Origin of the sequence: Tunturibacter gelidoferens (assembly GCF_040358255.1) — a bacterium.
GTDB classification, from domain to species: domain Bacteria; phylum Acidobacteriota; class Terriglobia; order Terriglobales; family Acidobacteriaceae; genus Edaphobacter; species Edaphobacter gelidiferens.
In genome coordinates, this window is the sequence record NZ_CP132938.1 from 5,327,067 (window position 1) to 5,344,799 (window position 17,733).

18 protein-coding genes are annotated in these 17,733 nt (G+C 58.4%); 16 read left to right on the forward strand and 2 right to left on the reverse strand.

Annotated elements, in window-relative coordinates; all coding sequences use genetic code 11:
• Positions 1 to 47: 47 nt before the first annotated feature.
• The 10 genes from RBB81_RS22835 to RBB81_RS22880 all read left to right on the forward strand — a co-directional run bounded on the left by RBB81_RS22835 (position 48) and on the right by RBB81_RS22880 (position 9,563).
• Positions 48 to 752 (forward strand): lytic transglycosylase domain-containing protein, encoded by a 705-nt coding sequence (locus RBB81_RS22835; protein WP_183792854.1) that lies wholly within the window; start codon positions 48 to 50, stop codon positions 750 to 752.
• Between the two features lie 33 nt (positions 753 to 785).
• Positions 786 to 1,829, forward strand: coding sequence for a lysylphosphatidylglycerol synthase transmembrane domain-containing protein (locus tag RBB81_RS22840; protein ID WP_353072268.1), 1,044 nt, complete (start codon positions 786 to 788; stop codon positions 1,827 to 1,829).
• A 239-nt stretch (positions 1,830 to 2,068) separates the two neighbouring features.
• Entirely contained in the window at positions 2,069 to 2,542 is a 474-nt protein-coding gene (nrdR, locus tag RBB81_RS22845; RefSeq protein ID WP_179585495.1) for a transcriptional regulator NrdR, read from the forward strand.
• Between the two features lie 3 nt (positions 2,543 to 2,545).
• Positions 2,546 to 3,592: an isocitrate/isopropylmalate dehydrogenase family protein gene (locus RBB81_RS22850; protein ID WP_353072269.1), complete on the forward strand. Its 1,047-nt coding sequence runs from the start codon at positions 2,546 to 2,548 to the stop codon at positions 3,590 to 3,592.
• A gap of 59 nt (positions 3,593 to 3,651) precedes the next feature.
• Entirely contained in the window at positions 3,652 to 4,455 is an 804-nt protein-coding gene (locus RBB81_RS22855) for a beta-sandwich domain-containing protein (protein ID WP_353072270.1), read from the forward strand.
• 43 nt (positions 4,456 to 4,498) lie between these two features.
• The gene (locus RBB81_RS22860; RefSeq protein WP_179585501.1) at positions 4,499 to 4,864 is read left to right on the forward strand and encodes a hypothetical protein; all 366 of its coding nucleotides are present in this window, start codon (positions 4,499 to 4,501) and stop codon (positions 4,862 to 4,864) included.
• Between the two features lie 145 nt (positions 4,865 to 5,009).
• The gene (gene asd / locus RBB81_RS22865; RefSeq protein WP_353072271.1) at positions 5,010 to 6,131 is read left to right on the forward strand and encodes an aspartate-semialdehyde dehydrogenase; all 1,122 of its coding nucleotides are present in this window, start codon (positions 5,010 to 5,012) and stop codon (positions 6,129 to 6,131) included.
• 26 nt (positions 6,132 to 6,157) lie between these two features.
• The gene (gene lysC, locus RBB81_RS22870; protein ID WP_353073970.1) at positions 6,158 to 7,561 is read left to right on the forward strand and encodes a lysine-sensitive aspartokinase 3; all 1,404 of its coding nucleotides are present in this window, start codon (positions 6,158 to 6,160) and stop codon (positions 7,559 to 7,561) included.
• Between the two features lie 10 nt (positions 7,562 to 7,571).
• On the forward strand, positions 7,572 to 8,258 hold the full coding sequence (gene dapB, locus RBB81_RS22875) for a 4-hydroxy-tetrahydrodipicolinate reductase (protein ID WP_179585505.1): 687 nt from the start codon (positions 7,572 to 7,574) through the stop codon (positions 8,256 to 8,258).
• Positions 8,259 to 8,279: 21 nt separating this feature from the next.
• Complete coding sequence (locus tag RBB81_RS22880; RefSeq protein WP_353072272.1) at positions 8,280 to 9,563, forward strand: aminopeptidase; 1,284 nt, start codon at positions 8,280 to 8,282, stop codon at positions 9,561 to 9,563.
• A gap of 61 nt (positions 9,564 to 9,624) precedes the next feature.
• Here RBB81_RS22880 and RBB81_RS22885 read toward each other — a convergent pair whose 3' ends face one another.
• Positions 9,625 to 9,891, reverse strand: a complete 267-nt coding sequence (locus RBB81_RS22885) for a hypothetical protein (RefSeq protein WP_179585509.1) — start codon at positions 9,889 to 9,891, stop codon at positions 9,625 to 9,627.
• Positions 9,892 to 10,358: 467 nt separating this feature from the next.
• On the opposite strand from RBB81_RS22885, the gene RBB81_RS22890 reads away from it, so the two are divergent.
• From RBB81_RS22890 to RBB81_RS22900, 3 genes are all read left to right on the forward strand, one after another.
• Positions 10,359 to 11,609, forward strand: a complete 1,251-nt coding sequence (locus RBB81_RS22890) for a pyridoxal phosphate-dependent aminotransferase (protein ID WP_353072273.1) — start codon at positions 10,359 to 10,361, stop codon at positions 11,607 to 11,609.
• Positions 11,610 to 11,728: 119 nt separating this feature from the next.
• Positions 11,729 to 12,649 carry a 4-hydroxy-tetrahydrodipicolinate synthase gene (dapA, locus tag RBB81_RS22895; protein WP_353072274.1) on the forward strand — a complete coding sequence of 307 codons (921 nt, stop codon included), beginning with the start codon at positions 11,729 to 11,731 and terminating at the stop codon, positions 12,647 to 12,649.
• Between the two features lie 52 nt (positions 12,650 to 12,701).
• Positions 12,702 to 13,547, forward strand: a complete 846-nt coding sequence (locus RBB81_RS22900; RefSeq protein ID WP_353072275.1) for a 2,3,4,5-tetrahydropyridine-2,6-dicarboxylate N-succinyltransferase — start codon at positions 12,702 to 12,704, stop codon at positions 13,545 to 13,547.
• Positions 13,548 to 13,794: 247 nt separating this feature from the next.
• On the opposite strand, the gene RBB81_RS22905 is transcribed toward RBB81_RS22900, so the two are convergent.
• The gene (locus RBB81_RS22905; RefSeq protein ID WP_353072276.1) at positions 13,795 to 15,180 is read right to left on the reverse strand and encodes a dihydrolipoyl dehydrogenase family protein; all 1,386 of its coding nucleotides are present in this window, start codon (positions 15,178 to 15,180) and stop codon (positions 13,795 to 13,797) included.
• A 313-nt stretch (positions 15,181 to 15,493) separates the two neighbouring features.
• On the opposite strand from RBB81_RS22905, the gene RBB81_RS22910 reads away from it, so the two are divergent.
• The 3 genes from RBB81_RS22910 to RBB81_RS22920 all read left to right on the forward strand — a co-directional run bounded on the left by RBB81_RS22910 (position 15,494) and on the right by RBB81_RS22920 (position 17,694).
• Positions 15,494 to 16,048: an RNA polymerase sigma factor gene (locus RBB81_RS22910; protein ID WP_353072277.1), complete on the forward strand. Its 555-nt coding sequence runs from the start codon at positions 15,494 to 15,496 to the stop codon at positions 16,046 to 16,048.
• Positions 16,038 to 16,526, forward strand: coding sequence for a zf-HC2 domain-containing protein (locus tag RBB81_RS22915; protein WP_353072278.1), 489 nt, complete (start codon positions 16,038 to 16,040; stop codon positions 16,524 to 16,526). The genes RBB81_RS22910 and RBB81_RS22915 overlap by 11 nt, the downstream gene beginning before the upstream one ends.
• Positions 16,527 to 16,980: 454 nt before the next feature.
• Complete coding sequence (locus tag RBB81_RS22920; protein WP_353072279.1) at positions 16,981 to 17,694, forward strand: DUF4386 domain-containing protein; 714 nt, start codon at positions 16,981 to 16,983, stop codon at positions 17,692 to 17,694.
• The last annotated feature ends 39 nt before the right edge of the window (positions 17,695 to 17,733 follow it).

Genomic DNA, 17,733 nt, shown 5'->3' on the forward strand with positions numbered 1-17,733 from the left:
AGATCGGGTCGGTGGAGGGTTGAGGGTGTTAGGCTTTGAAGGTGGCAATGTGTCTTAAAGCGTTTGTGTTCGGCGTAGCGTTGGCGGCGGTGTGCCCGCTGGCGCACGCGGCTGAGCATGTGACGCTGAAGAACGGGTTCGAGGTGGATTGCGTTCGGCGGGAGGCAGTTGGGGACCGGGTCCGTCTTTACTTTGTTGAGAGAGGTAAGCCCGCATCCGATTCGAACTATATGGACGTCGCTTCGGATGCAGTGGTTCGGGTGGAGATGATCGCGGATTTGCCGGAACCCGTGGCGGAGGTGAAGGCGCCGTCTGCGGTAACGTTGATGATCGCGCCGACGAAGGAAGAGATGCATGAGATGTTGGCGCATGCGGGAACAGCGCACAACATTGATGAGGATCTGCTGGCGAGTGTGGTGAGGGCAGAGAGTGGCGGACAGGTAAGGGCAGTTTCGCGGACGGGCGCGCAGGGTTTGATGCAGCTGATGCCAGGGACTGCGAGTGCGATGGGCGTGGAGGATGCGTTTCGTCCGGAGCAGAATATCTCGGGCGGTACGGCGTATCTGGATTTGATGCTGACGCGCTATCACGACAATGTGGCGTTGGCACTGGCGGCTTACAACGCCGGGCCGGGTGCGGTGGATAAGTATCACGGGGTGCCTCCGTATCGCGAGACGCGGGCGTATGTGGCCAGAGTGATTCGCGAGTTCAACCGGCGGAAGCAGATGGCAATGGTCGCTCAGGCACGGTAAGACAGCACAGGCTACAGACCAAGAGAGAGATTGATGACGAAGCGTAATGGAGTGGTGTGGGGAGTCGGCGCAGTCGCGCTGGTGGTGCTGGTGTGGTTGTTTCGGGCCAAGGTGCAGTTTGACTGGGCCAACTTCTGGCAACAGCTTCGGTATGTGAGCCTGGGACATATCGTTGCGGGTATTGTGCTGATTTACGTTACGTTTTATCTGCGGGCGGTGCGGTGGTCGGTGTTTCTGTCGCCGACGAAGAAGGTTGCGGCCACTTCCCTGGTGGGTTCGCAGTTTATTGGCTTTACGGCTGTGGCACTGTTTGGGCGGCTGGCTGATTTCACTCGGCCGTACCTGATATCGCGGCGGGAGAATCTGTCCTTGAGTTCCCAGGTGGCGGTTTGGACGATTGAGCGAATGTTTGATCTGGGCGCGGCTGCGCTTATCTTTTCTGGAGCGCTGGCGTTTACTCCTAAGGGGCTGCCGCATCATGAGGTGTTCGTGCGGGCAGGCGTGTTGAGCATGGCGGCGACGCTGGCGATTGCTATCTTTGCGGGTGTGGTGCGGGTTGCGGGTGGGACGGTGGCGTCATTCGCACGGGGGACGGTGGGGCTGGTTTCGAAGTCTGCTGGAGAGAGTATCGCTACGAAGATCGTCGGGTTTCGGGATGGGCTGAATGCGTTGTCTTCGGCGCGGGACTTTGGTGTGGTGACGCTGCTGTCGCTGACGATATGGATGATGATTGGGTTCGCTTATTTGGAGACGGCGCATGCGTTTGTGCATACGCCTGAGTTGGCAGGGGTGACGTTTTCGCGGACGATGCTGCTGATGGCGGCGAGTATTGGCGGGTCTTTGGTGCAGCTGCCGATCATTGGGTGGTTTACTCAGATTGCGATTACGGCTGCGGCGATGCATACGTTTTATGGTGCGCCGATAGAGGCTGCTACGGCTTGCGGAGCGTTACTGCTGGTGGTGACTTTTCTTTGCATCATTCCTACTGGGTTGATTTATTCGCGGGTGGAGCATGTGAGCTTGAAGAAGGTGGCGCAGGAGAGCGAGGCGGCTGGGGCTGCGGTGGTGGAGGGGTAGAAGGCGATGTCCTGCCGGACGGGCGCCCTACGCGGGCGGCGGTCACTTCGTGACTTGTGTACCTTTTTGCGGTGAGTGAAGGGCGCTGGGCCTCCCGTTGGTCGGCGATCGTGATTCCGACCAACGGGAGGATCTTTGCTGACGACTTGCCGAGACAGGTATACCCGTCACGAAGTGACCGCCGCCCGCGCAGGGCGCCCGTCTGGCAGGACACGCGCTGCTAGAATCGATTTATTCCGATGAAGTGCCCCTACTGTGGTTTTGCCCAGGACCGAGTTGTCGATTCACGCGAGAGTAAAGACGCCGATTCGATACGCCGGCGACGGGAGTGCGAAGGCTGTAACAAGCGATTTACGACGTATGAGCGGATCGACGAGATCCCCTACATGGTGGTGAAAAAAGATGGACGGCGGGAGAAGTTCGACCGGCAGAAGGTGCTGAGCGGGCTGCTGCATGCTTGCGAAAAGAGGCCGGTCGCCGCTGTGAATCTGGAACGGATCGTAGATGAGACCGAGGCGTATGTGGTCGATTCTCCGGAGCGAGAGCGGACGACCAATGAGGTTGGCGAGTTGATTATGTCGCGGCTGAAGGAGATCGATACGGTTGCGTATATTCGGTTCGCGAGTGTGTATCGGGACTTCAAGGATGTTCGCGAGTTCAAGGAAGAGTTGGAAGAGCTTCTGAATGGAAAAGACCTAAAGAAAAGGCGGTAGGGAATGACGGCAACGAAGAAGACGCACAGGATTACTTTGATTGCGGGAGATGGGATTGGCCCGGAGGTCTCTGGCGCGGTGGTGAAGATTCTTGAGGCCGCGGGTGCGGCGACGGGTGTGGCGTTTGACTGGCACCCATATGACGCGGGGGCGAATGCGTTCGAGAAGACGGGTGAGTACATTCCGAAGGTGTTGTATGACTCGATCGAGAAGAATCGCGTGGCGCTGAAGGGGCCGGTGACTACGCCGGTTGGTGGAGGGTTCGCTTCGATCAATGTGACGCTGCGGAAGAAGTTTGAGCTGTTTGCGAACTTTCGGCCGGTGAAGAATCTGCCGGGTTTGAAGACGAAGTATCCGGGGCTGGATCTCGTGATTGTGCGCGAGAATATGGAGGATCTGTACGCCGGGCTGGAGCATGAGGTGGTGCCGGGGGTGGTGCAGGCGCTGAAGATTATTACGGAGAAGGGTTCGACACGGATTGCGAAGTTTGCGTTTGACTATGCGCGGAAGCATGGGCGGAAGAAGATTCATGCGATCCATAAAGCGAACATCATGAAGCTGTCCGATGGCCTGTTTCTTCGGTGCTGTCAGACGGTCGGGAAGGATTTTCCGGAGATCGCGTACCACGAGCACATTGTTGATAACACATGTATGCAGTTGGTGATGAATCCTTATCAGTACGACATTTTGCTGACTGAGAATTTGTATGGGGATATTCTGAGCGACCTTTGCAGTGCGTTTGTGGGTGGGCTTGGGTTGGTGCCAGGGGCGAACCTGGGGACGGAGTGCGCGATCTTTGAGGCGGTGCATGGGTCGGCTCCGGATATCGCGGGGAAAGATATGGCGAACCCGACGGCGTTGCTGCAGAGCGCGGTGTTGATGCTGCATCACATCGATGAGCCGTCGACTGCGGAGCGTGTGCAGGCTGGGCTGGAGCAGGTCTATCGCGAGGGTAAGACGCTAACGAAAGATGTTGGCGGCACGAGCGGGACGAAGGCGTTTGCGGATGCAGTGGTGGAGGCGATGGAAGCTCCAGTGGCGGCGGCTTAAGTCTGGGTGTTTGATGCAACTCTGAGGTTCTCAACAAAGGATCGGTTGTGTGAGGTGGTATGAGGCGGATTTGTGGTTGGTTGATGGCCGCCGCGATTGCAGCGGCAGGGTTGAGCGGATGTAAGCCGAGTGACGCAGTGAAGCATAGCGGGGATGGAAACACGGCGACGGTGCCGACCACTCCTCCGGCTTCGACTGTTCAGTTCGACAAGGCGACGCTGGGAATGGTGACGGGGACGATCCGTTTTGCTGGGAAGGCTCCGGAGCCTGTGAAGATCGATATGTCGATGGATCCGGTTTGCTCGATGACTGCGGGAGACAACTTTGCGGAGCAGTATGCGGTGAAGGGTGGCAAGCTCGGGAATGTGTACGTGTATATCAAGAGCGGGCCTCCGGCTGCGATGCTGGCGGGTGGGCCGACGCCTGCTCCGGTGGTGCTGGACCAGGTGGGATGCAAGTATGTGCCGCATGTGATCGCAGTGGTGCGGGGCGGGTCGGTGGAGTTCAGGAACTCAGACTCGACGATGCACAACATTCATACGATGCCGACGGTGGTGGGAAGTCAGCCGATCGATATCTCGCAGGGGCCGAAGGGCGCGCCGCAGGTGAAGCAGTTCAATCAGCCGGAGGTGATGATTCCGGTGCGATGCAATAACCATCCCTGGATGAACGCGTTTATCAATGTGTCGGCGACGCCGTTTTTTGCGGTGACGGATGCCGATGGACATTTTGGGATCACTGGATTGCCGGCGGGGACGTATACTTTGGCGGCGGTGCACGAGAAGCTCGGCGAGCAGACGATGACGGTGACGGTTGAGCCGAAGGGAACGACGAAGGCGGACTTCAGTTTCAGCGTGAAGTAGAAGTTGATCGCGAAAAAAATCAAAGGACAGCTACGGAGGCGGGATGATTGCAGGATTGGCGGTGTTGGCGGCACAGCATTCGGCGCAGTTTACGGTTGATTTGGCCTTCGTGGTACATGCGCTGCCGCTTTGGTTTCTGGTGTTTGCTCTGTTTCTGCCACGGCTGGCGATGGTCGTGGCTTGGTTTCAGGGGTTGCTGGGGCCGTTTCACTTCGATCTGACACCACCACACTTCCAGGGCTTGGTTCCTCTGCTTTTCTGGCTACTGCTGCCAAGGGCGCTGGTGCTGTATCTGATCTATCAGGATCAGGGGATTCACTTCTGGTTTCTGCTCCATCTGCTGGTGGCCTTGTTGGTGTGGGCGGGCGGTGGGCACCGGATGACGCGCTCGCGGCGGCGGGATAATTAGAGAACGTCCTGCCGGACGGGCCTCCTGCGCGGAGGGCGGTCACTTCGTGACTTGTATACCCTTTTTGCTGGGTCTTCTGCCTGGCCCTACCGTTGGTCGGCATGTGATGAGTGACGGTGTTCGGCCGGCGCGTTATTCTTAGTGGATGGAACGACGCAGGGTTGGCATTCTTGGCGCGACCGGAATGGTCGGGCAGCGATTCATTCAACTTTTGAGCAATCATCCGTGGTTCGAGATTGCGTGGCTGGCGGCGAGCGATCGCAGCTCTGGGAAGACGTACGCCGATGCTTGCAGGTGGAAGCTGGATACTCCACTGCCAAAGCGAATCGCGGCGATGACGTTGCAGCCAAATGTTCCTGAGGGCTCGGCGATTGAGCTGCCAAAGATTATCTTTGCCGCGCTGGATGCGGATATTGCGCGGGAGCTGGAGCCGCAGTTTGCGGCAGCGGGATGCGCGGTGATTTCGAACTCCAGCGCGTTTCGGATGACGGCGGATGTGCCGTTGGTGGTGCCTGAGGTGAATGCGGATCATCTTGCGCTGCTGGAGACGCAGAGTTGGCGGAACGAGCATGGCGGGCGCGGCGGGTATATCGTCACGAATCCTAACTGCAGCGCGATTGGGCTGGTGCTGGCGCTGAAGCCGCTTGAAGAGAAGTTTGGCATTGAGAGCTTGTTCGTTTCGACGATGCAGGCGGTAAGCGGCGCGGGCTATCCGGGGGTGGCATCGCTCGACATTCTGGGGAACGTTGTGCCGTTCATCAAGAATGAAGAGGAGAAGCTGCAGGAAGAGGTCGGCAAGCTGCTGGGGGAGCGCAAGGGCTCGAAGATCGAGTTGCTGGATGCGAAGGTGAGTGCGCATTGCAACCGGGTTGCGGTGGAGGATGGACATACGGAGTGCGTGAGCATCAAGCTGAAGAAGAAGGCTACGCGCGAGGAGATTCTGGCGGCGTGGAAAGAGTTTTTGCCGCTGGAGGGACAACATCTGCCGACCGCTCCTGATCAGCCGGTGGAGTATGCCGAGGGAGTGGACCGGCCGCAGCCTCGGCTGGACAGGATGCGCGGGCATGGGATGGCGGCGACGGTGGGACGTTTGCGCGAGTGCACTTTGTTGGATTGGAAGTTTGTGGTGTTGTCGCACAATACGATTCGCGGAGCCGCAGGCGCAGCGGTGTTGAACGCGGAGGTGCTGGCGTTGTTGGGCAAACTGGATAAGTTGGGCGTTCCATTGGAGAGGTTTTCGGCCAGGGCCGTGGCGGTGACGGCTTGAGTGTAGCGCGAGAGAAGCTGGTCGTGATGAAGTTTGGCGGCACGTCAGTGGAAGATGCGCCGGCCATGAAGCGGACTGCGGCGATCGTTCGCGGACGACGGGAGAAGGGGCTGGAGGCTGTCGTTGTGGTATCGGCGATGGCGAAGGTGACGGATCTGTTGTTGTCTGCTGCGTCTGCGGCTGGACGCGGTGACAAGGCTGGGTCGCTGGCGATTGGCGCTCGGTTGAGGCACCGGCACATCGATACGTCGACCGCGTTGCTTGAGGGGGAGCGGTGCGTCCGAGTTCAGCAGGTGTTGCACCAGGAGTTCGATGCGCTGGACGATCTGCTGCGTGGGATCGCGGCGGTGGGAGAGCTGACTCCGCGTACGAATGATCTGGTTGTGAGCTTTGGCGAGAGGTTGTCGAGCAGGATGATGGCGGAAGCGCTGGATCAGCACGGGCTGCAGGGCGCACATGTGGATGCTCGAAGCTGCATCATTACCGATGCAAGCTACGGCAAGGCGGTGCCGCAGGATGCTGCGATTGAAGCGAAGCTGGCGGAGATTGTGTTGCCGCTGGTTGCAGTTGGAAAGACGCCGGTGATGGGCGGATTTATCGGATCGACGGCGGAGGGTGTGACCACTACGCTGGGGCGTGGGGGGAGTGACTTCACCGCTGCGCTGGTGGGTGGCGGGATGCATGCAGGCGCGATTGAGATCTGGACAGACGTCAACGGCATTATGACGACCGACCCGCGGATCTGCCCGGACGCGCTGCGGGTGAAGACGATCAGCTTTGAGGAGGCGGCCGAGTTGGCTTACTTCGGCGCGAAGGTTCTGCATCCGGCGACGATTCTGCCTGCCGTGCAGAAGAGCATTCCGGTGTGGGTGCTGAACTCGCGCAATGCGGAGAATGAAGGCACGAAGATTACAGCGATGGCGGCGAAGTGCGCGAGTCCGTTCAAAAGCATCGCGGCAAAGAAGCGGTTGACGATTATTGATGTCGTCGCGAGCCGGATGTTGATGTCGCATGGATATCTAAAAGCTGTGTTTGATGTCTTCGACAAGTGGAAGTGCGCAATTGATATGGTCTCGACGAGTGAGGTGAGTATCTCGCTGACGGTGGACAGCAATCAGCAACTGCCGGAGATCTGCGCGGAGCTGGCGAAGATTGCGGACGTGAAGATGGAAGGGCATAAAGCACTCGTTTGCCTGGTTGGAGAGGATATTCGTGGGCACAATGGCATTGCGGGGCAAGTGTTTTCGGCGATCAGCCATGTGAATGTGCGGATGATCTCGCAGGGAGCGAGCGAGATCAATATGAGTTTCATGATCGATGAAGAGGATGTAGAGGAGGCGGTGCGCAGTTTGCACAACCACTTCTTTGCGAACCCGGATGAGACGGTGTTCGATGTTGCGAACAGGGTTCAGCTAGAGAGCAAGACTTAGGAAGGCATATATGCGGGTTCTGGTTTTGGGAATGGGGAAGACCGGCAAGCTGGTGGCATCGGTTGCCGCGGAACGGGGCCATAGCGTGAATGTGCTGGATGCGAAGGAGAATGCGGGAGCCTCGGCGCTGACACCACCGTTTGTTTCGGGGTTCGATGTGGTGATTGATTTCACTACGCCAGAGGCGGCGGTTCAGAATATGCGGGCTTGCCTGGCGACGGGCGCAAAGATGGTGATTGGGACGACGGGATGGTATGACAAGCTGACGGATATGAAGTCGTTGGCGGAGCGGAAACAGGCGGGATTGTTGTATGGAACGAACTTTTCCATCGGTGTGCAGGTGATGCTGCGCCTCGCAAAGACGATGGGGGAAGATCTGAAGAAGGCGGGGTATGCGTTTTCGATCGCGGAGACGCATCATGCGAGCAAGCTGGATTCGCCCTCTGGCACCGCGATAAGTTTGTCTAAGGTTGTGGAGGCTGCGACTGGTGCGACTGCGGTGCCGGTTGAGTCGAAGCGTGACGGCGATGTGATGGGACTGCATTCGCTGATTGCTGCGAGCGACGCAGACCGTCTGGTGCTGACGCATGAGGCGTTTTCGCGACGGGGATTTGCCGAGGGCGCGGTGCGAGCAGCGGAGTGGTTGTCGTCGCGGTCCGGATGCTACGACTTCCAGAGTGTTTTTAACGAGATTTAGTTGGTGTTGCGAGGAGATGTTATGAGTGTTGCGGAGATGGTTTCAAAGTCGCCAGTGATGAAGTTCGCGGATCTCACGTTTGAAGAGAAGCTGGATCGGCTGGCAGAGGTCGCGGTGAAGGTCGGGCTGGGCTTGCGCGCTGGACAGGAGCTGATCATGTCCGCTCCGATGGAGGCGTTGCCGTTGGTGCGGCGGATCACCGAACACGCGTATAAAGCAGGGGCGCTGCTGGTGACGACATTCTATGCGGATGATCCGAGTGTGCTGGCGCGGTTCGAGTATGGCGCGGATGCGAGTTTTGATCATGCACCGAAGTGGCTGCAGGATGGGATTGCAGAGGGTTTCCGGAGTGGAGCGGCTCGGTTGGCGATTGCGGGAACTAACCCGGCGCTGCTGGCGAAGCAGGATCCGGCAAAGGTGGCGCGGGCCAATGTTGCGGCGTCGAAGGCGGGTAAGCCGGCGATGGAGTTGATTACGCGGCACGAGATCAACTGGACGATCGTTGCGTGTGCGACGCCGGAGTGGGCGAAGCTGGTGTTTCCGGGCGAGCCGGTGGAGGTCGCAGTTGCGAAGCTTTGGGAGGCGATCTTTGTGGCCTCACGCGTGGCGGTGGATGATCCGGTGCTTGAGTGGCAGGAGCATGGTGCGCGGCTGAAGAAGCGTATGGAGATGCTGAATGCGAAGCGGTTTTCGGCGTTGCACTTCAAATCGCAAGATGGGACGACGAATTTGACCGTTGGGTTGGCGGATGATCATCTTTGGGCCGGTGGTGGGACGACTGCGGGGAATGGGATTTATTGTCAGCCGAATATTCCTACCGAGGAGTGCTTTACGACTCCGCACAAGGACCGCGTGGATGGGACGGTCAGGGCGTCCAAGCCACTGTCGCACCAGGGGACATTGATTGAAAATATTGCGGTGCGATTTGAAGACGGCAGGATTGTCGAGGCCACGGCGACGGCTGGTGAGGATGTGTTGAATCGTCTGATCAGTACGGACGATGGGGCGCGACGATTGGGTGAGGTGGCGCTGGTGCCGCACTCGTCGCCGATTGCGCAGAGTGGTGTGCTGTTCTGGAATACGCTGTTCGATGAGAATGCGGCGAGCCATATTGCGCTGGGACAGGCTTATTCGACGTGCTTGATCGGCGGCGAAAAGATGGATGCGGAGCAACTGGCGGCGTTGGGCGCGAATGCCAGTTTGATCCATGTCGACTGGATGATTGGGTCGGGTGAGATGGATGTGGATGGTGTGGCCGCCGATGGAACAGCCGAGCCGTTGGTGCGCAAGGGTGAGTGGGTTTAGCCGGGTTGAGCCTATGTGGGCTCTATGGCTAACCGGGCTTCTCAGTGTCCACTTGAACCGGTCAGCGGATTCGGCTTCCGAAAAACTCGGCTAGCGAGGGGATGTAGAAGGGGAAGGGCATGTAGTCGTGCCATCCGACGAGCAGGGAGAAGACAACGTGGATCAGAGGCGCCATGAGAAACGCTATAGGGACGTACTGGCAAATCTCGATGCGGGACATTCGCAAAGCAAGCGGCGCTAGGGTGAGTGTGACCAGGGCTGGGAGGCCGTAGTAGATCTGCCACGGGAGTGTGTGGAACCAGAGATGGGAATATCTCGCGAAGACCATTCCTGCTACCACTACGATTGTCGCAAGGGTTAGAAGTGCCCTCGAGTTGGGCTTGTCTTTCGTTTACGAGTGACAAACAAGAGGACGGCAATAAACAGAAGAGACGCGGCTGCCATGAAGATGAGGAACCGGCTATGTCTGGCATCTAGACTCCGAGTTTCGATTTACGAGCTTTCGCAGGTGCGGTCAGCGTTGGTCGTGCAGGACTACGAGACAGATCGCGGAGAAGTTCCACCCGGTTTTTCGGATCGATTCAGGAAATTTTCCTCGCATTCGCAGGAAATTCGCTGTAGATTGATGTTCAACCGCACTGCGGTTCGTCCAAACATCCAAGTTCTCAAAGAGCAGTTCCGGCAAGACGATCTGGTTTGCGGGAGACCTTTAGCTTATTCGTTCCCTCAGTAGGCGTATTCCTTCTGTTGCCGCGGTGTCGCATCTCTACTAATCGACTTTCGAGGAGAACTTCTATGAATTCCGATATGACGCAAGGCGTTTCCCGCAGATCGTTTCTGCGCATTGTTGGTGCAGCCTCGGCGGCCGCTACCTCTTTTCCAGCCTTTGCCGCGATCGCACCTGCTGCTGCGCCCGCAGGACAGGCGGGCCGACGAAGTGGATCGCGTGGGATGCAGGCGCTGTCGGCTGACACCGTGGTGATCAGTTCGAATGAGAATCCGCTGGGACCGGCGCAGTCCGCGTTGACGGCGATATGTAGCATGGGCGTGCAGGGCGGCCGGTATCACTGGGATGAGTATGTGAAGACGATCGATGTCTTCAACGGGGAGTTTGGGCTGAAGAAGGATTATTCGGCGCTGTTCCCTGGGTCGAGCGGGCCGCTGGATCTGGCGCTGATGTCGAACCTTGGCCCGGACAAGCCGCTGGTTTATGGAGACCCCAGCTATGAGCAGGGGCCGCGCGCGGCAGAGGTGATGAAGGCTCCGAAGTATCCTGTGCCGCTGACTGCGACCTATGCGCATGACGTGCGGGCGATGTTGAAGGCGCATCCTTCACCGGGGGCGTATTACATTGTGAATCCGAATAATCCTACGGGGACGATGACTCCCAAGGAAGACATCGTGTGGCTGGTGAATAACAAACCGAAGGGGTCGGTGGTGATCATCGATGAGGCTTATCATCACTTCTCGAATGACGAGTCATGCATCGACCTGGTGAACCAGGATAAAGATGTGATTGTGATGCGGACGTTCTCGAAGATCTATGGGATGGCTGGCTTGCGGGCGGGGTTCGTCGTGGCGAGACCTGATTTGATTGACCGTTTCAATAATGTTGGTGGGCCTAGCCAGAGTCTGGCCAGCGTCTCAATTACGAGCGCTGCTGCTGCTCGTGCAAGTTTGCAGGACAAGGACCTTGTGCCGCTGCGCAAGAAGATCAACGCAGATATTCGTACGGAGACGGTGGAGTTTTTGACGAAGCATGGTTACAAGGTCATTCCGGGGTCGCAGGGCAATATGTTCATGGTGGATGTGAAACGCCCTGGGAAGGAGTTTCAAAACGCCATGCTGAAGGAGAACGTTGCGATTGGGCGGACCTGGTCGGCGATGCCGAACTATGTGCGTGTGACGGTGGGGACGAAGGCAGAGATGGCGAAGTTCCAGACGGCTTTCGTGAAGTGCATGGATATGCCGGCGGGCGCGGCGAACGGAGCGGCGGCGCTGCATATGCCGGAGTTCCATGTGCCGTCGGAGCTTTATCGAGGCTAGTCGTGTAAAAAGTGTTGAGCCTCGGCGAGAGATCGTCGGGGCTTTTTTTTGCTTTGCGGAGCGGCGGGGACGGATGTTCTGAAAATCAACACCGCTGACGCGGTAAACTTGCAGTCATTATGGAATTGACGGGTTGTGGAACGGCGCTGGTGACTCCCTTTCGCAGGGACGGCAGCGTCGACGAACCTGCGCTGCGTGCGCTGGTGCTGTGGCAGGTTGAGAGCGGGATCGATTTTCTTGTGCCTTGTGGGACGACCGGCGAGGCTTCAACTTTGACTGAAGTCGAGTGGTTGCGGGCTATTGAGGTCGTGGTTGCTGCGGCGGGGGGACGGGTGCCGGTGTTTGCGGGATGCACGCATAACTCGACCCATGAGGCCGTGGCGCGGGTGCAGAAGCTGTCGCAGGTCCATGGGTTGTCGGGCGTTTTGTCTGCGAATCCCTACTACAATCGGCCTGGTCAGGAGGGGCAGTATCAGCACTTTCGCGCGATCGCGGAGGCGACAGAACTGCCGGTACTGCTGTACAACATTCCTTCGCGGACGGGTGCGAATCTGGAGCCGGCGACGGTGCTTCGGCTGGCGGAGTTGAAGAATGTGATTGGAGTGAAGGAGTCGAGCGGAAATATTGCGCAGATTACCGAGCTGCTGACGACAGCTCCGCGGAGCTTCAAGGTGTTTGCTGGCGACGATGGGCTGGCGTTGCCGGTGATGGCGCTGGGTGGGGCGGGGTTGGTTTCGGTGGCTTCGAATGTGATTCCGGGGCAGATGGCGCGGATGGTGGGGGCTGCGCTGGAGAACGATTGGGTGGATGCGAGGCGGATCAACCGGCAGTTCTTCCGGCTGATGCAGGCGCACTTCTGGGAGGCTAGTCCCGCTCCAGTGAAGGCGGTGCTGCATATGCTGGGGCGCGGCGAGGATGTGCTGCGGTTGCCGATGGTGCCGGTGTCGGATGCGACGCGGAGACGGCTGGAGCGGATAGTGGGTGAGCTGGGAATGCTGGTGGGCGTTCCGTCTTCGGGTGAAGATCTGCGAATGTTTTAGGCTGCATGCAGATGTCTGATAGTTATGAGATGAGAGAGATGAGGAGTGCGTTTTGAACGGAGATTTGCAGGAGCGGATTGAGCATTGGTTTGCGCAGGGTGCGGCGGCGATTGGGAGTGCTGAGGCGGAGGCGTGTTTTCTTGAGTTGCGCGGGAAGCTGGAGGCTGGGGAGTTGCGGGCTGCAGAGCCGGATGCTTCGGTGCCGTTGGGCTGGCGGGTGAATGGGTGGGTGAAACGTGGGATTTTACTGGGGTTTCGCATTGGAACGATGATGGAGATGGGCGGGGAGACGCTGAGGTTTATTGATAAACATACGTATCCGGTGCGACGATTTGTGGTGGCGGATGGGGTGCGCGTGGTGCCGGGTGGCGTGAGTGCGCGGACGGGGGCGTATGTGGCCAAGGGGGTTGCGTTGATTCCGCCTTCTTATGTGAATGTGGGCGCTTATGTGGATGAGGGGACGATGGTGGATTCGCATGCGCTGGTGGGAAGTTGCGCGCAGGTGGGCAAGCGGGTGCACCTGAGTGCGGCGGCGCAGATTGGCGGAGTGCTGGAGCCGGTGAATGCTAGCCCGGTGATTATTGAAGATGATTGCTTGATTGGCGGAAACACTGGTGTTTACGAGGGAACCGTGGTGCGCAGGCGCGCGGTGCTGGCGGCTGGAACCGTGTTGACGCGGGGGACGCCGGTGTATGACATGGTGAAGGGCGAGATTTATAAAGCAACGGCGGAGATGCCGCTGGTGATTCCTGAAGGAGCGGTGGTGGTGCCGGGGTCACGGGCAGTTTCGAAGGGCAAGGGCGCGGAGTGGGGGTTGAGTTTGGCGGCTCCGGTGATTGTTAAATATCGGGACGAGAAAACGGAGCTTTCGTTAGTGTTAGAGGAGATTTTGCGGTGATTTGTGGTGGTAAATCGTGGTGAGTTTGTGGTGATTTGCGTGGCTGATGTGGTGTTTTAAATGCTGCATTTTGGGTGTCGAAAAATACGCCACGTTTTTGAAGTTTATTTTTTGTGAGCGCTGTCCTGCCGGACGGGCCCACTACGCGTGGGGCGGCCACTTCGTGGCGTGTATACCTTGCTGTGATAAAGGATCTGAGGTGGCCCTCCCGTTGGTCGGGATGGAGTGATTCGCTTGGGTTTGGTTGCTATGCGGGTTTCTTTGGGACGGTGTTGAAGAGGTTGATGAAGCCCTCGGAGAGCGTGGGGTGTGTGAGGATGAGGTTGTGGACGGCGGCGTAGGGCAGGTCTGCGGACATGGCTAACTGGATGACCGGGAGGAGTTCGCCGGTGCCGGGGCCGAGGGCGGTGAAGCCGAGGATGCGATCGTCGGGGGCGATGAGGACCTTCATGAAGCCGCGGGTTTCATCGAGGGTGCGAGTGCGGAGGGCGGCGGCCATGGGGATTTTGCCGAGGCGGTAGGCTGTTCCCTGCTTCTTTGCTTCGTTTTCGGTGAGGCCTACGTGGGATAGCTCAGGGTCGGTGAAGGTGACAGAGGGGACGTGCCGATTCTTCGTTGTGCGGTTGGCTCCGGCCAGGTTGTCGCGGATGATGCGGAAGTCGTCGAAGGAGATGTGGGTGAAGTGGGGCGAGCCGGCAGAGTCGCCCATGGCCCAGACGCCGGGGGCGGTTGTTTCGAGGCGGTCGTTGACCTGGAAGTGTCCGGATGGGGTGGTCTTGATGCCGACGAGGTCGAGGCCCATGTTTTGCGTGTTGGGTGTGCGACCGGTGGCGACGAGGAGGTGCGAGCCTTCGAGGCGGGCACCGTCGCTGAGGTGAACGACTACGGATTTGCCTGAGGTGCCTTCGACACGGGTCACGTTGGCGCTGGTGACGATATCGATGCCTTCGTCCGCGAAGAGCTGGTGGAGGGCTTCGGTGACGTCGGGGTCTTCGCGATGGACGAGGGTTGGGTTGCGCTCGACGATGGTGACGTTGGAGCCGAAGCGGCGCATGGCCTGGGCGAGCTCGAGGCCGATGAAGCCTCCGCCGAGGACGAGGAGGTGTTCGGGGAGGATGGTGAGTTCGAGGGCTTCGATGTGGGTCATTGGGGCGGACTCGGCGAGGCCGGCGATGGGGTCGATGGTGGCGCGGGAGCCGGTGTCGAGGAAGATGTAATCGGAGCGGAGGGTGCGGGTGCCACCGGCGTTGAGGGCGACCTCGACGGTTTTTTCGGCGAGGAAGCGGCCGAAGCCCATGACGATCTCGGCTTTGGATTTGGCGTAGTTGTTGAGGTGCATGTCGCGGAGGCCGTCGATCATGCGCTGACGGCGGGCGCTGACGGCTTCCATGTCGACGTGCCATTTGCCGTGGACGATTCCGAACTCTGCGCCGCGCTGGAAGAAGGAGGCGACCTTGGCGGAGTGGATGACGTTCTTGCTGGGGAGGCAGGCGATGTTGGGGCAGGCTCCTCCGAGACGCTTGTCTTCGATGTTGGCGACCTTCTTGCCCTGGGAGGCAAGGTGCCAGGCTAGATATTTTCCGCCTTCTCCGCTGCCGATGATGATTGCGTCGTACTGTTCGGGCGTGGACATGAGAGATCTCCGTTGCGATTGAAGGCATTTCTCAGATGCACCGGGGGGCGCAGATGGTTTACATTATCGCGTCTCATCAGTTGACTTGTAGGTATCTAGCTGTCAATCGATGAGTGCTGGCGATTTTGCATAAACTGACCCGGGAGACCGGCCAACTTCCGAGTGGCAGACCATCGCCAGGAAATGCTGATTGACTGGCAAGAAGCGAGTTTCGAATTCCCGATTGCCGCTGATTCGAGCCTTTTCGTAATTCCGGCCCTGTGGTTCGTATATACCACGTATGTTCGATTATGAGCTGACTTCGAGGGCGTCAATGGAGAGCGATACGCGACAGATCGCGCTTGGGTTGCGCCAAGGAGATGTCGTTGTCCTTGAGGCGCTGGTCGAACAATACCAATATCGGCTTGTTCGCTATCTCATTTACCTGTTGGGCAGACGCGATGGGGTTGACGATTTGGTGCAGGAGACTTGGCTGCGCGTTCTTGAGCGAGGCTCCTCCTACGACGGGCACTCCCGCTTTGAGCCCTGGCTCTTCAGGGTCGCACGCAATATTGCTGTCGACGCCATGCGTAAGCGGCGGAATTTGAGTCTGGATTCAGACGATGGTGTTCGACCACCGCCTGCGTCCAATGCGCCTTCGCCATTCACGCTTGCGGCGCGGACAGAAGATGCTGACCGGCTTGCTCGCTCGCTCGAAACCCTGGAATCGGTCTATCGCGAAGCCCTCGTGCTGCGCTTTCAAGAGGACTTATCGCTACAGGAGATATCCGTCGTTGTGGGAGCGCCGGTCTCTACCGTCGCTTCAAGAATTTATCGAGGGCTGGCGACGCTGCGGCCGCAGTTCGGGGGAGAACAGTATGAATATTGACGACCACGAAAGTTTCCAGCACATGATTGACGAGAGTCTGGCGGGCAGCATCTCGGCTGAGAGGGAACAATCTCTTCGCGAGCATCTTGCCAGTTGCGGTCCATGCCAAGGGTATCTCAGCGCCAACAACAGGGTTATCGCGGGCCTCGGCGGCTTTTCCTTCGAGGTGAATCCAAACCTAAATGCCAGGGTTTTCGCGTCCCTCAGGCTGCCTGCGCAGCAGGTCCAGGCCGCGCAGCCGGGCCGCCGGCGATGGGCGTTGATCAGCGTTGCCGCCGTCGTTCTAACAATAGGCGGCTCGTTCGTCGATTTGCAATTCGGGGGCTTGATCGCTTCTGTCTTCGATGTCCAGCGCATGCAGGTGCGGCAGGGGCTGCTTGCTTTCTGGATTGTGCCCTCGCTGTGTTTCTTACTGCTGTTTCCGCTATTGCCTTTGCTATCGAAAGCAGGCACTCAGCGGGAAGAAAGGATTTTATGAAACACCTCCGTCAATTTTTGAACATTGTTCCGAAGACAATTCGGCCTTGGGCTTGGGTCCTTATGGGCTGGATACTGCTGGTCGGGCTGGTTATGGGATACAAGACCGCTGACCAGGGCGCTGTGTTGCGGACAATGTCCGCGTATGGCAGCGCTGCCTTAGTGTTCGGCATCGTGAGCGCTATCTGGCTTCTGTGTCTCGGGTTCGTGTATGCGGACGCTCGGCGGCGCGATATGCGGTCAGTCCTCTGGGTTCTGGTCGCAGCCTTGTTTCCTCACTTGCTCGGATTTCTTCTTTACTTTGTCCTGCGTCAGCCGATCGCCGCGACCTGCGCCCACTGCGGCATGACTGTTTCGAACCATCAGCGATTCTGCTCCTGGTGCGGCACTGCGCAATTCCCACCGAACTCAACTCAAGGACCACTCACCGCAAACCCGTCGCAAGGAGCAAGCCAATGAAGCCGGTATCCGCAGCAAAATCCTACGACGGCATCACGCTGCGTCAGGCAGCGCTGGTTGCCGGCTTAGCCTACCTGCTCAATCCTGTCAGCTACGCTGAGTTTTCTATTTACCCGAAGCTGGTGGCGGCGAACAACGCCGCTCAAACCGTGCAGAACATCTCCGACCATTTGGGTCTTTTTGCTGTCGCGATACTCTGCTACATCATTAGCTTTATCGGTGACGTCATCATTGCCTGGGCGCTGTATGTCCTGCTCGCGCCGGTTAACAGAGCACTGTCCTTGCTTGCCGCGTGGTGCCAGCTGGTGTACGCAGCGGGCGCTCTCTGCAGCGTGTTTAGCTTGCTGAATGTCTACCATCTCCTCGTCACCCCGTATTACCTCACCCTTTTGGGTTCCGGCCAGCTGCAGGCGCAGGTGTGGTTTCAGCTCCATTCGTTCCATTACGAATGGTCCATGTCCCTGATCATCTTTGGAATCCATCTGGTTCTTTTGGGCTATTTGGTCTACCGGTCCGGCTACATCCCGTGGATATTCGGGATTGCGTTGTTCATCGCTGGATTGGGCTGGATGATTGCCGGCTTGGGGCCATACGTTCTTCCGAATGCAAACCTTGACTTCACTTTCATTACAGCCTTCGGCGAAGTACTCTTCACCCTTTGGCTCTGGATCAGGGGCTGGAAGGTCCAGGAGCCGATCGTGATCTCTTGAGTCCATCCGATCACTGACGTCTCATGATGCCCTTCGTCG

What these genes read in the sequence shown, in the direction of transcription:
- RBB81_RS22835 (WP_183792854.1), top strand. Translation starts at nt 48, where the DNA reads ATGTGTCTTAAAGCGTTTGTGTTCGGCGTAGCGTTGGCGGCGGTGTGC.
- RBB81_RS22840 (WP_353072268.1), top strand. Translation starts at nt 786, where the DNA reads ATGACGAAGCGTAATGGAGTGGTGTGGGGAGTCGGCGCAGTCGCGCTG.
- nrdR (WP_179585495.1), top strand. Translation starts at nt 2,069, where the DNA reads ATGAAGTGCCCCTACTGTGGTTTTGCCCAGGACCGAGTTGTCGATTCA.
- RBB81_RS22850 (WP_353072269.1), top strand. Translation starts at nt 2,546, where the DNA reads ATGACGGCAACGAAGAAGACGCACAGGATTACTTTGATTGCGGGAGAT.
- RBB81_RS22855 (WP_353072270.1), top strand. Translation starts at nt 3,652, where the DNA reads ATGAGGCGGATTTGTGGTTGGTTGATGGCCGCCGCGATTGCAGCGGCA.
- RBB81_RS22860 (WP_179585501.1), top strand. Translation starts at nt 4,499, where the DNA reads ATGATTGCAGGATTGGCGGTGTTGGCGGCACAGCATTCGGCGCAGTTT.
- asd (WP_353072271.1), top strand. Translation starts at nt 5,010, where the DNA reads ATGGAACGACGCAGGGTTGGCATTCTTGGCGCGACCGGAATGGTCGGG.
- lysC (WP_353073970.1), top strand. Translation starts at nt 6,158, where the DNA reads ATGAAGTTTGGCGGCACGTCAGTGGAAGATGCGCCGGCCATGAAGCGG.
- dapB (WP_179585505.1), top strand. Translation starts at nt 7,572, where the DNA reads ATGCGGGTTCTGGTTTTGGGAATGGGGAAGACCGGCAAGCTGGTGGCA.
- RBB81_RS22880 (WP_353072272.1), top strand. Translation starts at nt 8,280, where the DNA reads ATGAGTGTTGCGGAGATGGTTTCAAAGTCGCCAGTGATGAAGTTCGCG.
- RBB81_RS22885 (WP_179585509.1), bottom strand. Translation starts at nt 9,891, where the DNA reads ATGGTCTTCGCGAGATATTCCCATCTCTGGTTCCACACACTCCCGTGG.
- RBB81_RS22890 (WP_353072273.1), top strand. Translation starts at nt 10,359, where the DNA reads ATGAATTCCGATATGACGCAAGGCGTTTCCCGCAGATCGTTTCTGCGC.
- dapA (WP_353072274.1), top strand. Translation starts at nt 11,729, where the DNA reads ATGGAATTGACGGGTTGTGGAACGGCGCTGGTGACTCCCTTTCGCAGG.
- RBB81_RS22905 (WP_353072276.1), bottom strand. Translation starts at nt 15,180, where the DNA reads ATGTCCACGCCCGAACAGTACGACGCAATCATCATCGGCAGCGGAGAA.
- RBB81_RS22910 (WP_353072277.1), top strand. Translation starts at nt 15,494, where the DNA reads ATGGAGAGCGATACGCGACAGATCGCGCTTGGGTTGCGCCAAGGAGAT.
- RBB81_RS22915 (WP_353072278.1), top strand. Translation starts at nt 16,038, where the DNA reads ATGAATATTGACGACCACGAAAGTTTCCAGCACATGATTGACGAGAGT.
- RBB81_RS22920 (WP_353072279.1), top strand. Translation starts at nt 16,981, where the DNA reads ATGAAGCCGGTATCCGCAGCAAAATCCTACGACGGCATCACGCTGCGT.